This is a genomic window from Streptomyces sp. NPDC054770, assembly GCF_053611985.1.
In genome coordinates this window covers 1-13,525 of the sequence record NZ_JBSHBL010000050.1, presented here as the reverse complement: position 1 = coordinate 13,525, position 13,525 = coordinate 1, and the positions used below count along the sequence as shown (strand labels likewise).

14 protein-coding genes and 1 pseudogene are annotated in these 13,525 nt (G+C 71.8%); 7 read left to right on the top strand and 8 right to left on the bottom strand.

What is annotated here, in order from left to right:
* Positions 1 to 29: 29 nt before the first annotated feature.
* The 5 genes from ACWGKQ_RS34235 to ACWGKQ_RS34215 all read right to left on the bottom strand — a co-directional run bounded on the left by ACWGKQ_RS34235 (position 30) and on the right by ACWGKQ_RS34215 (position 4,341).
* Positions 30 to 1,475: an HD-GYP domain-containing protein gene (locus ACWGKQ_RS34235; RefSeq protein ID WP_453295906.1), complete on the bottom strand. Its 1,446-nt coding sequence runs from the start codon at positions 1,473 to 1,475 to the stop codon at positions 30 to 32.
* Between the two features lie 136 nt (positions 1,476 to 1,611).
* Positions 1,612 to 1,947 (bottom strand): mycothiol system anti-sigma-R factor, encoded by a 336-nt coding sequence (rsrA, locus tag ACWGKQ_RS34230; protein ID WP_453295905.1) that lies wholly within the window; start codon positions 1,945 to 1,947, stop codon positions 1,612 to 1,614.
* Positions 1,944 to 2,627, bottom strand: coding sequence for an RNA polymerase sigma factor SigR (gene sigR, locus ACWGKQ_RS34225; RefSeq protein WP_189267612.1), 684 nt, complete (start codon positions 2,625 to 2,627; stop codon positions 1,944 to 1,946). Before sigR ends, rsrA begins: the two co-directional genes overlap by 4 nt.
* Before the next feature lie 256 nt (positions 2,628 to 2,883).
* Positions 2,884 to 3,516, bottom strand: coding sequence for an alpha/beta hydrolase family protein (locus ACWGKQ_RS34220; RefSeq protein WP_453295904.1), 633 nt, complete (start codon positions 3,514 to 3,516; stop codon positions 2,884 to 2,886).
* Between the two features lie 9 nt (positions 3,517 to 3,525).
* Positions 3,526 to 4,341, bottom strand: coding sequence for an SOS response-associated peptidase (locus tag ACWGKQ_RS34215; protein ID WP_453295903.1), 816 nt, complete (start codon positions 4,339 to 4,341; stop codon positions 3,526 to 3,528).
* A 51-nt stretch (positions 4,342 to 4,392) separates the two neighbouring features.
* Here ACWGKQ_RS34215 and ACWGKQ_RS34210 point away from each other — a divergent pair, with 51 nt between their 5' ends.
* The 4 genes from ACWGKQ_RS34210 (at position 4,393) to ACWGKQ_RS34195 (ending at position 8,117) form a co-directional block, all read left to right on the top strand.
* Positions 4,393 to 5,115, top strand: coding sequence for a M50 family metallopeptidase (locus tag ACWGKQ_RS34210; protein WP_453295902.1), 723 nt, complete (start codon positions 4,393 to 4,395; stop codon positions 5,113 to 5,115).
* A gap of 250 nt (positions 5,116 to 5,365) precedes the next feature.
* Positions 5,366 to 6,694, top strand: a complete 1,329-nt coding sequence (gene aroA / locus ACWGKQ_RS34205; protein WP_453295901.1) for a 3-phosphoshikimate 1-carboxyvinyltransferase — start codon at positions 5,366 to 5,368, stop codon at positions 6,692 to 6,694.
* A 12-nt stretch (positions 6,695 to 6,706) separates the two neighbouring features.
* Positions 6,707 to 7,717 (top strand): ribosome small subunit-dependent GTPase A, encoded by a 1,011-nt coding sequence (rsgA, locus tag ACWGKQ_RS34200; protein WP_453295900.1) that lies wholly within the window; start codon positions 6,707 to 6,709, stop codon positions 7,715 to 7,717.
* Positions 7,718 to 7,793: 76 nt separating this feature from the next.
* A complete protein-coding gene (locus tag ACWGKQ_RS34195) occupies positions 7,794 to 8,117 on the top strand; it encodes a DMT family transporter (RefSeq protein WP_453295899.1) in 324 nt (107 codons plus the stop codon).
* Positions 8,118 to 8,151: 34 nt separating this feature from the next.
* Here the strand turns inward: ACWGKQ_RS34195 and ACWGKQ_RS34190 are convergent.
* A pseudogene (locus ACWGKQ_RS34190) lies at positions 8,152 to 8,893 on the bottom strand (oligopeptide/dipeptide ABC transporter ATP-binding protein); the annotation flags it as partial.
* 49 nt (positions 8,894 to 8,942) lie between these two features.
* Positions 8,943 to 9,623, bottom strand: coding sequence for a TetR/AcrR family transcriptional regulator (locus ACWGKQ_RS34185; RefSeq protein WP_453295898.1), 681 nt, complete (start codon positions 9,621 to 9,623; stop codon positions 8,943 to 8,945).
* 217 nt (positions 9,624 to 9,840) lie between these two features.
* Here ACWGKQ_RS34185 and hisN point away from each other — a divergent pair, with 217 nt between their 5' ends.
* Positions 9,841 to 10,641: a histidinol-phosphatase gene (gene hisN, locus ACWGKQ_RS34180; protein WP_453295897.1), complete on the top strand. Its 801-nt coding sequence runs from the start codon at positions 9,841 to 9,843 to the stop codon at positions 10,639 to 10,641.
* A 192-nt stretch (positions 10,642 to 10,833) separates the two neighbouring features.
* Positions 10,834 to 11,226, top strand: a complete 393-nt coding sequence (locus ACWGKQ_RS34175) for a CBS domain-containing protein (RefSeq protein WP_089098874.1) — start codon at positions 10,834 to 10,836, stop codon at positions 11,224 to 11,226.
* A gap of 90 nt (positions 11,227 to 11,316) precedes the next feature.
* Here ACWGKQ_RS34175 and ACWGKQ_RS34170 read toward each other — a convergent pair whose 3' ends face one another.
* Positions 11,317 to 12,786 carry a catalase gene (locus ACWGKQ_RS34170; protein ID WP_453295964.1) on the bottom strand — a complete coding sequence of 490 codons (1,470 nt, stop codon included), beginning with the start codon at positions 12,784 to 12,786 and terminating at the stop codon, positions 11,317 to 11,319.
* 138 nt (positions 12,787 to 12,924) lie between these two features.
* On the opposite strand from ACWGKQ_RS34170, the gene ACWGKQ_RS34165 reads away from it, so the two are divergent.
* A complete protein-coding gene (locus tag ACWGKQ_RS34165) occupies positions 12,925 to 13,344 on the top strand; it encodes a Fur family transcriptional regulator (protein WP_453295896.1) in 420 nt (139 codons plus the stop codon).
* The last annotated feature ends 181 nt before the right edge of the window (positions 13,345 to 13,525 follow it).

Here is a 13,525-nt window from a genome sequence, read left to right as displayed (position 1 = left end):
TCCCGGGGCGAACGCCGGCGCGCCGGACGTCACCGGGTACCCCGCCCGACGCTCTCGCGGCCACCGCCCGGCGGACCGGGAACGGACTGGTCCGCCGGGCCTGCCGAGCCTGCCGGGTCGGCTGAATCGACCTGGTCCGCCTGGTCTGCCTGGTCCGCCGGGCCTGCCGGGCCTGCCGGGTCGGTCGGGTCGGTCGGGTCGGTCGGGCCTGCCGGGTCGGTCGGGTGGATGTCGGCGGTGACCGCCGGGTGCCAGCCGTGCCTGGCCAGGGCGCGTGCCAGGGCGTCGACCGCCTCCGCGTCGAAGTGCCGGCCCGCGCACCGTCGTAACTCCGCGACCGCGGCGGCCACCGGCCGGGCCCGGCTGTAGCAGCGCGTCGACGTCATTGCGTCGAAGGCGTCGGCGACGGCCACCACGCGGGCCGATTCCGGGATCTGGCTGCCGGCCAGGCCGTAGGGGTAGCCGCTGCCGTCGATGCGCTCGTGGTGGTGGAGGATCGCCGCGCGGGCCTCCCCGAGGAAGGAGATCCCGCGCACCATCTCGTGGCCGTACTCGGGGTGCAGCTCGATGATCCGGCGTTCCTCGGGGGTGAGCGGCCCGTCCTTGCGGAGCAGCCGGGTAGGAACGCCGAGCTTTCCCACGTCGTGGAGGATGCCGGCGAAGCGGAGCACCTCCACCCGGTCGTCGTCCATGCCCAGCTCGCGCGCGATCATCACGGAGGCCTGTCCGACCCGCTCGCTGTGTCCGCGGGTGTAGCCGTCCTTGATGTCGACGGCCTGGACGAGCGCGCGGATGGTGGCCTGGTGGGCGGCGCGCTCCCGGTGGTACTGGGCGAACACCCACCAGGACACGCACATCGGCAGCAGGACGAGCAGGGCGGCGACGGGGCCGTAGGGGCTGCGCCAGAGCACGGCCATCATCAGCCCGGCCAGCCCGTGCACCCCGACCGGGGCGACGGAACGGGACAGCACGCCCCGCCAGGCCCGTCGTACCGGGACCCGCTCGGCCACCGCGAGAATCCCGCCGTCGAGGAGGGCGAGAACCGTGCAGAAGGCCAGCACGGCCGCGCCGCAGGGCAGCAGGGCGTACGGGAAGTCGGAGTCCACCACCGCGTCCCGCCCGCCCAGCGCCCAGTGCACGTGCCCCGCGCCCCACACGGCGAGCGCCGGCTCGGCGGCCCGCCAGATCCGGCGCAGCGCCTGCGGCCGTTGTTCGGCGGGCGAGAGCAGCGCACCCGGCAGCGGTACGAGCGCCGCGGCCGGCGGTGGCAGCAGGAAGGCGGCGGCGAGCAGCACCGGATAGAAGGTGCCGCCGAGACGGCGCCGTACGACGTGCTCGCAGGCCGCGTACAGCGCGGCGAGGAGGGCGACGGCCCACCACGGCGTATGTACGCCGGGCAGCGGCAGCAGACAGAGCAGGGCAGCGAGGGCGACACAGGCCACGTACACGCGCACCCGCGCCGGAACCGCCTCCATGTCGCCCTCCCCCGACCATGCCTGTCCAGGCTCCGGAGCCTAGGGCGGGAACCGGAGGGTCTGGGAGCTTATGACCGGAGGATTAGCACGTTCGGGTGATGGGACAGCGGGGCGGGAACCGCCCGGCGCCGCGGGGTCAGCTCTCCGGCGTGACCGGTGCGACCGGGGCCGCCGAAGTGGTCTGGGCAGCCGTGACGTCGTGGTCCGGGACGGCCTGGCCGGAGCGGATCAGATCCAGCCGCCCCAGCACCTTGGACCGCAGGTCACTCGGCACGTCGTCATGCCCGCAGCACCGCTTGACCAACTTCTTCACGGCCTGCTCCAGCCCGTACTTCTCCAGGCAGGGGGAGCACTCGTCGAAGTGCTGCTTGAACTTGACGCGATCGACGTCCGGCATCTCACTGTCGAGGAACTCGTACAGATGATCGAGTACCTCACTGCAGTCCGTCTCGTGCGGCTCTCCGCAGCTCATGAGCCCGAGCCTTTCGCTTCGTTCGACTCCCCGGCGCCGGCCGGTACGAGCCCGCGCTCACGCGCGTAGTCCTCCAGCATGCCGCGCAGTTGACGGCGGCCCCGGTGCAGCCGGGACATCACCGTACCGATGGGTGTCCCCATGATGTCCGCGATCTCCTTGTAGGCAAAGCCCTCTACGTCGGCAAGGTAGACGGCGATGCGGAATTCCTCGGGGATCGCCTGCAGCGCTTCCTTCACGTCCGAGTCGGGCAGGTGGTCGAGCGCCTGCGACTCCGCGGAGCGCAAGCCCGTCGACATGTGCGACTCGGCGCGGGCGAGCTGCCAGTCCTCGATCTCCTCGGCCGCGGAGCGCTGGGGTTCACGCTGCTTCTTGCGGTACGAGTTGATGAAGGTGTTGGTGAGAATGCGGTACAGCCACGCCTTGAGGTTGGTGCCCTCACGGAACTGGTGGAAGGACGCGTACGCCTTGGCGTAGGTCTCCTGCACCAGGTCCTCGGCGTCGGCCGGGTTGCGGGTCATGCGCAGTGCGGCCGAGTACATCTGGTCGAGGAATTCGAGCGCGTCCCGCTCGAAGCGCGCGGTGCGCTCCGAGGTCGACTCCGCGCTGACGCCCTGGCCCTCGGGCAGCTCCGCCTGGCCGTTGTCGGTCCCTGCGTCGGTACCGGTGACCGGACCCACCTCCTCAAGATGCCGGGCAGGACCGAAACCGATCCCACTCGTCTCGGAGGATAGAACACGACCCGGGCCTGCCGCCGCTCGAATAGGAGCGGTCTTGGCCGCGTGCAGTACCGTCCAGTCCAGGTCAGCGCTGCTGCTACGGCTCGGGCAGATGGTCGAACCCATGCGGCGGACTTCCTCTCCTTCGGCGTCGGCGCTGGTGCCCCAGCACTTCTGTCCGCCTCAACAGTGGTCCGCCGCGCAACATTCCCGGGCGTCACCCGAGCGACGCGGTCCACTCGACGACCGCGTCCGTGATGAGGGTCACTGCCTGTTCCGGACCGATCTCCGCCCGTTTGGGTACCGCGAACCCGTGATCCGCGTCCGGCACCTCGACGAGTTCGTAGTCGCCCTCCGGGAACTCGGCCGGCTTCCCGAACGGGTCGTTCCCGCCCTGCACGACGAGCGTGGGCACCCCGGCGCCCAGCAGCTCCCCGGCCCGCGACTTCTCCGGCTTCCCGGGCGGGTGCAGCGGAAAGCTCAGCGCGAGGACGGCGGCGGCGCCCAGCTCCGTCGCCGTACGGCAGGCGACCCGGGCGCCGGCGCTGCGCCCGCCCGACACCACCGGCAGCCCCGGCGCGGCGAGCGCGGGCCACAGGCCCCGCCAGCCGGTGTCGAGGGTCTTCGGGGCGGGCGCGAGCCTCTTCCCGGCGACCCGCCAGGGCTGCTCGACGAGCGCGACGGTCACGCCGTGCTCCGGCAGGACCGCTGCGATCGCCCGCAGATCCCGCGCCTCGATGCCCCCGCCCGCCCCGTGGCCGACGGCGAGCACCAGCCGCGCCTGCTCCGCCTCGTGCCAGGTGATGCGGGCGTCCCCCGCCTCGGTACCGACGATCTTCGATGTGGTCACGCCAGAAGGCTAGAAGAGTGTGCCCTCCTCGGGCCCCTCCAGCTCCTTCAGCAGCTCCGGGCTGTTGTTGCGGACGTTGCTGACGGCCGTGGAGACCGGGTACGCCCGCATCAGCCCCTCCGGCGGCGGGGCGAGCAGCGAGCGCAGGTCCTCGACGTCCGTCCGGGCCGGGTCGAGCCAGGCGTCCCAGCGGTCCGGGGTCAGCATGAGCGGCATCCGGGGGTGGATGTCCGCGAGCGACCCCGGCCCCTCGGCGGGCGCCACCGCCAGCGGCGCGGTCTCCGCCTCCGTGGTGATCACCGAGCAGGTCGCCCACCAGGCCAGCGGGTGCTCGTCGGGCAGCGTGCGGTCCCGCCAGAACTCGTACAGCCCGGCCATCGCGAACACCGAGCCGTCGGCCGGGAGCACGAAGTACGGCTGCTTGCGCGGCCGCTTCTTCTTCCCCTCGACCTCCAGGTCCCGCTCGTCCTTGGCGGTGACCCACTCGTAGTAGCCGTCGGCGGGCAGGATGCAGCGGCGGGTGGCGAAGGCACGGCGGTACGACGGCTTCTCGTGCACGGTCTCGGCCCGCGCGTTGATCATCCGGGCGGCACCCTCCGGCGACTTGGCCCAGGAGGGCACCAGCCCCCACTTCAGCTTGCGCAGCTGGCGAACCGGACGGCGGTCGTCGGCGTCTTTCAACGGACGGTCGAGGACGGCGTAGACCTCCTTGGTCGGAGCCACGTTGTAGTCGGGCTCCAGGGTCTCCTCGGGCTCCCACTTCGCTATTTCAAAGACTCCTGCGAGATCCTCGGGCCCACGACTGGATGCATACCGTCCGCACATACGTGCAACACTGCCAGACTCCACATCTCCAGAGGGAGTAACCGCCGCACCATGGACAGCATCGCCGCCCTCGCGCTGCCCGACCTCTGGGACCGTCTGACGGGTACCCAGTCCGACCCCGATCTGTGGGTGGTGCTCGCGACACTGGTCGCCGCGCTCGCGGTGATCGTCCCGCACGGCCTGTGGCGGATATCCCGCAACGCCATCACGATCGCCCACGAGGGCGGCCACGGCCTGGTCGCCCTGCTCACCGGCCGCCAGCTCACCGGCATCCGGCTGCACTCCGACACCAGCGGCCTCACCCTCAGCCGGGGCAAGCCGCACGGCATCGGCATGATCCTCACGGCGGCGGCCGGCTACACGGCTCCCCCGCTCCTCGGCCTCGGCGGCGCGGCCCTCCTCGGCGCCGGCCGCATCACCCTGCTGCTCTGGCTCGCCACGGCCCTGCTCGTCGTGATGCTGGTGATGATCCGCAACGCGTACGGCGTCCTGACGGTGTTCCTGACCGGCGGCACCTTCCTGCTGGTGTCCTGGCTGGCCGGTCCCCAGGTACAGGCGGCGTTCGCCTACGCGGTGGTCTGGTTCCTGCTGCTCGGCGGAGTCCGCCCGGCCTTCGAACTCCAGGCGAAGCGCTCCCGCGGCGGCGCCGGCGACTCGGACGCCGACCAGCTGTCGAGGCTGACCCATCTCCCGGCGGGCATATGGCTGTTCCTGTTCCACACGGTGTCCCTGTGCGCACTGATCGGCGGGGGCAGGTGGCTGCTGGGCATGTGACCAGCACCTCACAGCCGACAGCACCACAGCCGCCCCAAAGGGGCGCGGGGAACTGCGCGCTCAGCCCCCACGGCGCCGCACCCGACCACCGGCCTCCCCGCGAAGCGGCGCCGCACCCGACCACCGGCCTCCCCGCGAAGCGGCGCCGCACCCGACCACCGGCCTCCCCGCGAAGCGGCGCCGCACCCGACGGACCACCCCCGCCCACCGCCACCGCACCCCGACCCCGGCCGCGCACTAAAGTGACCCCATGGCCGCAAACCCCACCGCACCAACCGCCCTCTGGCCCGCCCCCCACGCGAGCGGAGCCGTCGACGCCACGGTTCACGTGCCCGGGTCCAAGTCGGTCACCAACCGCGCCCTCGTCCTCGCCGCCCTCGCCTCCGAGCCCGGCTGGCTGCGTCGCCCCCTCCGCTCCCGCGACACCCTGCTGATGGCCGACGCCCTGCGCGCGATGGGCGTCGGCATCGAGGAAGGCGTCGGCCCCGACGGCTCCGGCGAGGCCTGGCGCGTGATCCCCGCAGGACTCCGCGGCCCCGCCACCGTCGATGTCGGCAACGCCGGCACGGTGATGCGCTTCCTCCCGCCCGTCGCCACCCTCGCCGCAGGCGACATCCGCTTCGACGGCGACCCGCGCTCCTACGAGCGCCCCCTGCACGGCGTGATCGACGCCCTGCGCACCCTCGGCGCCCGCATCGACGACGACGCCCGGGGCGCACTCCCGCTGACCGTGCACGGCGGCGGCGCGCTGGACGGCGGCCCGGTGTCCATCGACGCCTCGTCCTCCTCCCAGTTCGTGTCGGCCCTGCTCCTGTCCGGCCCGCGCTTCAACCAGGGCGTGGAGGTCCGGCACACCGGCCGGAGCCTGCCCTCCCTCCCGCACATCCGGATGACCGTCGACATGCTGCGCGCGGTCGGCGCCCAGGTGGACACCCCCGAGTCCGGCGGCGAACCGAACGTCTGGCGGGTCACCCCGGGCGCCCTGCTCGGCCGGGACCTCACCGTCGAGCCGGACCTCTCCAACGCCCAGCCGTTCCTCGCCGCGGCCCTGGTGACCGGCGGCAAGGTGCTGATCCCGGACTGGCCGTCCCGGACGACCCAGCCGGGCGACCGGCTGCGCGAGATCTTCACCGAGATGGGCGGTTCCTGCGAACTGACCGAGTACGGCCTGGAGTTCACCGGCTCGGGCCGGATCCACGGCATCGATGTCGACCTGGGTGACGTCGGCGAGCTGACCCCCGGCATCGCGGCGGTCGCCGCCCTCGCGGACACCCCCTCCACCCTGCGCGGGGTGTCCCACCTCCGGCTGCACGAGACGGACCGGCTGGCCGCGCTCACCAAGGAGATCAACGAACTCGGCGGCGATGTCACCGAGACCGCCGACGGGCTGCGGATCCGCCCGCGCAGGCTGCACGGCGGGGTCTTCCACACCTACGAGGACCACCGCATGGCGACCGCCGGTGCGATCATCGGCCTGGCGGTGGCGGACGTACAGATCGAGAACGTGGCGACGACGGCGAAGACCCTGCCGGACTTCCCCGACCTGTGGACCGGGATGCTCGAAAGCGGCGGGGCGTAGGGGCGTACGACCATGCGCCGCTACGGCAAGCACACCGACGAGGACGACATCCGCAGCCGTCCCAACCGCAAGGGCAACCGGCCGCGGACACACATCCGCCCCGCGCACGAGGACGCCGCCGAGGGGATGGTCCTCACCGTCGACCGGGGCCGGCTGACCTGTCTGGTCGAGGACCGTACGGTCCTCGCGATGAAGGCCCGCGAGCTGGGCCGCAAGGCGGCCGTGGTCGGCGACCGGGTGGCCCTGGTCGGCGATCTGTCCGGCAAGAAGGACACCCTCGCCCGTATCGTGCGCATCGAGGACCGCGCGTCGGTGCTCCGCCGTACCGCGGACGACGACGACCCGTTCGAGCGGGTGGTCGTCGCCAACGCCGACCAGCTGGCGATCGTCACGGCCCTGGCCGACCCCGAGCCCCGCCCCCGCCTGATCGACCGCTGCCTGGTCGCGGCCTTCGACGCCGGCCTCACCCCGCTGCTGGTCCTGACCAAGTCGGACCTGGCCCCGCCGGACAAGCTCCTGGAGCTGTACGGCGACCTGGAGATCCCGTACGTGGTCACGAGCCGCGAGGAACTGGCGGCGGGCGACGCGGCCCGCCGGGTCCGGGAGCATCTCGACGGCAAGATCACGGCGTTCGTCGGCCACTCCGGCGTGGGCAAGACGACGCTGGTGAACGCCCTGGTCCCCGAGGACCGCCGCCGTTCGACCGGACATGTGAACGCGGTGACCGGCCGGGGCCGTCACACCACGACCTCCGCCCTGGCGCTCCCCCTGTCCGACGACGAGGGCTGGGTCATCGACACTCCGGGCGTCCGTTCCTTCGGCCTGGCCCACATCGACCCGTCCCGGGTCATCCTCGCGTTCCCCGACCTGGAGCCCGGCACGGTGAACTGCCCGCGCGCGTGCAGTCACGACGAGCCGGACTGCGCGCTGGACGAGTGGGTCGCGGAGGGGCACGCGGACCCGGCCCGGCTCTACTCACTGCGCCGGCTGCTGTCGACCCGGGAGCGTACTGAAGGCGACTGACCACCGGGGTGTTTGTCATCACCCGAGTTCGGTAAGTGCATAATCGCACCGAGCTGGACATACGGGAGGACAGCACATGGCGTGGCTGCTGGTGATCGTGGCCGGGATCCTGGAGACCGGCTTCGCCGTGTGCCTCAAGCTCTCCCACGGCTTCACCCGACTATGGCCGACGGTGGCCTTCGCCTCCTTCGCGCTGGGCAGCTTCGGCCTCCTCACCCTCTCCCTGAAGAAGCTGGACGTGGGCCCGGCGTACGCGGTCTGGACCGGCATCGGCGCGGCCGGCACGGCGATCTACGGCATGGTCTTCCTGGGCGACCTGGTCTCCACCCTGAAGATCATCTCCATCAGCCTGGTGATCGCGGGCGTGATCGGCCTCCAGCTGTCGGGCTCGGCCCACTGAGACACGGCGGCCGGGCCCCGGCCCGGCCGCGGCCTCACACGACCGAGCGCACCCGGGGGAAGTGACAGGCGGCCCCGTCCCCTTCGAACACCGGGACGTCCACGGCGCATCTCTTCCGCTCCTCCTCCGCCAGCTCCGCGTACACCGGACACCGCCCCCGGAACCGGCACCCCTCGTACCTGCGGGTCGGGCTCGGCGGGTCCCCCGCCAGCAGGATCCGGGTCCGCTTCCGCTCCAGCTCCGGATCGGGCAGCGGCACGGCCGACAACAGGGCCTGGGTGTACGGGTGCCGGGGCGCCGCGAACACCTCGTCCACCGGACCGGCCTCGACCGTGCGGCCGAGGTACACCACGCTCACCCGGTCGGCGATGTTCCGCACCACCGACAGGTCGTGCGAGACGAAGAGGTAGGCCAGCCCCAACTCGTCCTTCAGCCGCCGCAGCAGGTCGAGCACCCCCGCCTGGACAGAGACGTCCAGCGCGGACACCGGCTCGTCCAGCACCAGCAGTTCCGGCTCGACGGAGAGCGCGCGGGCGATGCCGATCCGCTGCCGCTGCCCGCCGGAGAACTCGTGCGGGTACCGCTCCGCGTCCGCCGGATCGAGCCCGACCTGCGCCAGCAGCTCCCGCACCCGCCGGCCGGGCCGCGGCCCGGCCGGCGCCCTGCGTCCGCAGCGGCTCGGCGACGATGTCCCCGACCGGCATCCGGGGATCCAGCGAGGCCATCGGGTCCTGGAAGACGATCTGGACCCGCCGCCGCAGTGCCCGGGTCTCCGCGACTCCCCGACCAGGCCGAGGACTTCGCCCCGGCGGAGGGTGGGCTGGCTCAAATAGCCCTGTCCGGCAGGGTCCTGTCCGGCACAGTCCGGTCCGGCAGAGTCCTGTCCTGCAAGACCCTGTCCTGCACGGGCTGCCGGTGGAGGGCTCCGCGGACCAGGTCCGCCACCGCGCCGTCCACCGGGGGCGCGGCCACGCAGGACAGGGCGAGCCGCACGGCCAGTTCGCAGAAGCGGGCCAGCTCGCCGTCCGTCCTGGCCGCGCCGGGCGCGGCGAGCACGGCCACCGCCCGGTCCCGCACGATCTGCACGAAGTCGCCGGGCGAGGGCAGCGGCCCGTCCGCCCGGCGCTGCGCGGGCACGGCGGAGGTGGACGGCACGGCGGAGAGCGTCGGCGCGGGCAGCCGCTCGCTCCAGCAGCCGGTGAGCATGGCCCGTACGAGCACGTTCTCGCGGGCCGCGGCGGCCATCCACTCGGCGGTCGCGGTGAGCCGCTCGCGCGCCTCGGTATGGCTTCCCAACGCCCGCTCGACCCCGGCGAGATACCCGTCGGCCTCCCTGCGCACCAGCGCCCTCGCCAGGCCCTCCTTGCTGCCGAACTCGTTGTACAGCGTCTGCCGGGACACCCCGGCGGCCGCCGCCACGTCGACCATCCGCACGGCGGCCCACGGCCGGCGCGCAAGCGCCGCGTAGGCGGCGTCCAGTAGGGATTCCCGGGCTGCCGGCATCATCGCCTCCCTGGGGCGAGCGACTCTGCGCCCAGATTTGACGCGCACGAATCCACTGTCAAGGGTTCGCGAAGGCACCGGGGGGCGCCCTTCGGCCAACACGCGCGGGCGTGCCACGGGCCTGCCGCGGGCGTACCGAGGTCACCGCCCGATCACTTGCCGGCATCACCCGCCCTCCCCCTTGTAGCCCCGCGCCGCCCCGGCAGATACCGTTCGTCACATGCCGGACTACCTTGATGACCTGCGTCTCGCCCACGTGCTCGCGGACGCGGCCGACGCCGCGACCATGGACCGCTTCAAGGCCCTCGACCTCAAGGTCGAGACCAAGCCGGACATGACCCCGGTGAGCGAGGCGGACAAGGCCGCCGAGGAACTGATCCGCGGCCAGTTGCAGCGCGCCCGCCCGCGGGACGCGGTCCTCGGCGAGGAGTACGGCATCGAGGGCACCGGCCCGCGCCGCTGGGTGATCGACCCGATCGACGGCACCAAGAACTACGTGCGCGGCGTCCCGGTGTGGGCGACCCTGATCTCCCTGATGGAGGCGGCCGAGGGCGGCTACCGGCCGGTCGTCGGCGTGGTCTCCGCGCCCGCGCTGGGCCGCCGCTGGTGGGCCGCGAAGGGCCACGGCGCGTTCACCGGCCGCAGCCTCTCCTCGGCCAGCCGCCTGCGCGTCTCCAATGTCTCGAAGCTGTCGGACGCCTCCTTCTCGTACTCGTCGCTGGGCGGCTGGGAGGAGCGGGGAAACCTGAACGGCTTCCTGGACCTCACGCGCGAGGTGTGGCGCACGCGCGCGTACGGCGACTTCTGGCCGTACATGATGGTCGCCGAGGGGTCCTTGGACATCTGCGCCGAGCCGGAGCTGTCCCTGTGGGACATGGCGGCCAACGCGATCGTGGTGACGGAGGCCGGCGGCACCTTCACCGGTCTCGACGGCCGTCCGGGCCCGCACAGCGGCAACGCGGCCGCGTCCAACGGTCTGCTCCACGACGAACTGCTGTCGTACCTCGCCCCGCGTTACTGAAACGGTCTCCTGAGGCACAACGGGGCCAAACGGAGTTGCAGAGCCCGGCACATATGAGCGCGTGCGCCCTCAATTGGATGCACGCACCCCCTTGTTGACCCGCGCTTTACCTGCCACCCTGAGAGAACCCTCACTTGTGCGTTTGTGAATCACCGAACTATCCCGGCGATTTCCTAGGAGGTGGCACCTTCCATGCTCGTCCGTGACGCCATGAGCACGGTCGTCCTCACCGTCGGCCCCGCCCACACCCTCCGCCAGGCAGCCGCCCTGATGTCCGCGCGCCGCGTGGGCGCGGCAATCGTCCACGACCCGGACGCCGGCGGCATCGGCATCCTCACCGAACGGGACATCCTCAACTCCGTGGGCCTCGGCCAGAACCCGGACACGGAGCCCATCCACGCCCACACCACCAACGACGTCGTGTTCGCCACCCCGACCTGGACGCTGGAGGAGGCGGCCCGGGCGATGGCCCACGGCGGCTTCCGCCATCTGATCGTCCTGGACGGCGGCGAACCGGCCGGCATCGTCTCGGTCCGCGACATCATCCGCTGCTGGGCCCCGGCCCGCGCGCCGCAGCCCGTGTAGCGGCCCCTACGGGTATGCCGAACGGGCCGGACCCCGACCTCCCGGGGATCCGGCCCGCCCGCCCACGACAAGCGGTCCAGTACTGGAGTGTCAGCCACGCAGGGCCTGGACCGTGGCCTCCAGTCGCTTGCCGAAGTCTTCGTCGGCCCGGCGGAAGTTGCCGATCGCGCGCTCGGCGATGTCGTCGCGCGACACCTTGGCGATGAAACCGGCCAGGTTCTCGATCAGCCGCTCCTGCTCCGCCGCGGACATCAGGCGGTACAGGTCGCCCGCCTGCACGAAGTCGTCGTCCTCGGCGTGCACGGGTGCGGGATGGTTGCCGGTGCCGCCGGCGAGACCGTGGTACGGCTGCCACAGCGGACGGCCGGTCTGCGCCGGTCCGCCGAAGCTGTTCGGCTCGTAGTTCTTCGCGCCCCCGTGCCGGCCGTCGTACAGGGAGCCGTCGCGGGAGTGGGTGCGCGCCTCGGCGGCGTGCGGGCGGTTGACCGGCAGGTGGTCGGCGTTGATGCCGACGCGGTAGCGGTGGGCGTCGCCGTAGGCGAAGAGGCGGCCCTGGAGCATCTTGTCGGGGGACGGGCCGATGCCGGGCACGAAGTGTGCCGGGGAGAAGATGCTCTGCTCCACCTCCGCGAAGACGTTCCGCGGGTTGCGGTTCAGCTCCAGCCTGCCGATCTCGATCGGCGGGTAGTCCGCGTGCGGCCACACCTTGGTGAGGTCGAAGGGGTTGAAGCGGTAGGCCGCCGCGTCCGCCGCCGGCATGATCTGCACCTGCACGGTCCAGGTCGGGAAGTCCCCGCGCTCGATGGCCTCGCGCAGATCGCGCTGGTGGCTGTCCGGGTCCTCACCGGCGAGGCGGTTCGCCTCCGCCTGGGTGAGGTTCCTGATCCCCTGGTCGGTCTTGAAGTGGTACTTGACCCAGAAGACCTCGCCGGCCTCGTTGTTCCACTGGTAGGTGTGCGAGCCGTAGCCGTTCATGTGGCGGTACGAGGCCGGGATGCCGCGGTCGCCGAACAGCCAGGTCACCTGGTGCGTGGACTCGGGGCTGAGCCCCCAGAAGTCCCAGACGTTGTCCGCCTCCTGGCTGCCCGTGTAGGGGTCGCGCTTCTGGGTGTGGATGAAGTCGGGGAACTTGATGGCGTCCTTGATGAAGAACACCGGGGTGTTGTTGCCGACGAGGTCGTAGTTGCCGTCCTCGGTGTAGAACTTCAGCGCCCAGCCGCGCGGGTCGCGCACGGCGTCGGCGGCACCCAGGTTGCCGGCCACCGTCGAGAAGCGCAGGAAGGTCTCGGTCTGCTTGCCGACCTCGGAGAGGAAGGCGGCGCGCGTGTACGGCGTGACGTCGGCGGTGACCGTGAAGGTGCCGTAGGCGCCCGCACCGCGCGCGTGCACCACGCGCTCCGGGATGCGCTCGCGGTTGAAGTGGGCGAGCTTCTCCAGCAGGAGCTGGTCCTGGACCAGGACCGGACCGCCGATGCCCGCGGTCTCGCTGTTCTGGTTGTCGGCGACCGGCGCCCCGGCCTCCGTGGTCAGCGGCCGCTGCGTCACACCTGTCTCCTGCATCCCCTGCGTCATTTCACACCTTTCCTGTCACTTCGCTGGCCCTGAAATCGATCCTACATTGGACTTAGTCCAAGTCAAGTATGGCTCCAAAGTCACACCTGTTCGGAAAAAGGGGGCCCGGCTGTTAGGCTGAATGCCATGAGTGACCTTCTGGAACGGCTGCGTGGACGCGGATGGCGGATGACCGCGCAGCGACGCGTCGTGGCCGAGGTTCTCGACGGCGAACACGTCCACCTGACGGCCGACGAGGTGCATTCCAGGGCCGTCGCCAAACTGCCCGAGATCTCCCGGGCGACCGTCTACAACACGCTGGGTGAGCTGGTCTCGCTCGGCGAGGTCCTAGAGGTCTCGACGGACAAGCGCGCCAAGCGGTACGACCCGAACGCGCACCGGCCGCACCATCACCTGGTCTGCGCCCGCTGCGGCTCGATCCGCGACGTCCACCCGACCGGCAACCCGCTGGCCGACCTGCCCACCTCGGAGCGGTTCGGCTTCACGGTCTCCGACGTCGAGGTGACCTACCGCGGCCTGTGCCCGGACTGCGCCGCAGCCGCCTGACGAACGTTCCCGAAGGCCCCGGCACTCGTCACTCGTGATGAGCGCCGGGGCCTTCGCCGTACCCGCCCGCCCCGCGTCCAGGGCACTCGCACACAAAAACCGAGGGCCGGAATCCGTTTCCGGATTCCGGCCCTCGGCCTTCAGTAGCGGGGACAGGATTTGAACCTGCGACCTCTGGGTT

Bases quoted from the DNA above. Each gene is read 5' to 3' on its own strand.
- ACWGKQ_RS34235 (WP_453295906.1), bottom strand. From the start codon at position 1,475: ATGGAGGCGGTTCCGGCGCGGGTGCGCGTGTACGTGGCCTGTGTCGCC.
- rsrA (WP_453295905.1), bottom strand. From the start codon at position 1,947: ATGAGCTGCGGAGAGCCGCACGAGACGGACTGCAGTGAGGTACTCGAT.
- ACWGKQ_RS34215 (WP_453295903.1), bottom strand. From the start codon at position 4,341: ATGTGCGGACGGTATGCATCCAGTCGTGGGCCCGAGGATCTCGCAGGA.
- ACWGKQ_RS34210 (WP_453295902.1), top strand. From the start codon at position 4,393: ATGGACAGCATCGCCGCCCTCGCGCTGCCCGACCTCTGGGACCGTCTG.
- aroA (WP_453295901.1), top strand. From the start codon at position 5,366: ATGGCCGCAAACCCCACCGCACCAACCGCCCTCTGGCCCGCCCCCCAC.
- rsgA (WP_453295900.1), top strand. From the start codon at position 6,707: ATGCGCCGCTACGGCAAGCACACCGACGAGGACGACATCCGCAGCCGT.
- ACWGKQ_RS34195 (WP_453295899.1), top strand. From the start codon at position 7,794: ATGGCGTGGCTGCTGGTGATCGTGGCCGGGATCCTGGAGACCGGCTTC.
- ACWGKQ_RS34185 (WP_453295898.1), bottom strand. From the start codon at position 9,623: ATGATGCCGGCAGCCCGGGAATCCCTACTGGACGCCGCCTACGCGGCG.
- hisN (WP_453295897.1), top strand. From the start codon at position 9,841: ATGCCGGACTACCTTGATGACCTGCGTCTCGCCCACGTGCTCGCGGAC.
- ACWGKQ_RS34175 (WP_089098874.1), top strand. From the start codon at position 10,834: ATGCTCGTCCGTGACGCCATGAGCACGGTCGTCCTCACCGTCGGCCCC.
- ACWGKQ_RS34170 (WP_453295964.1), bottom strand. From the start codon at position 12,786: ATGCAGGAGACAGGTGTGACGCAGCGGCCGCTGACCACGGAGGCCGGG.
- ACWGKQ_RS34165 (WP_453295896.1), top strand. From the start codon at position 12,925: ATGAGTGACCTTCTGGAACGGCTGCGTGGACGCGGATGGCGGATGACC.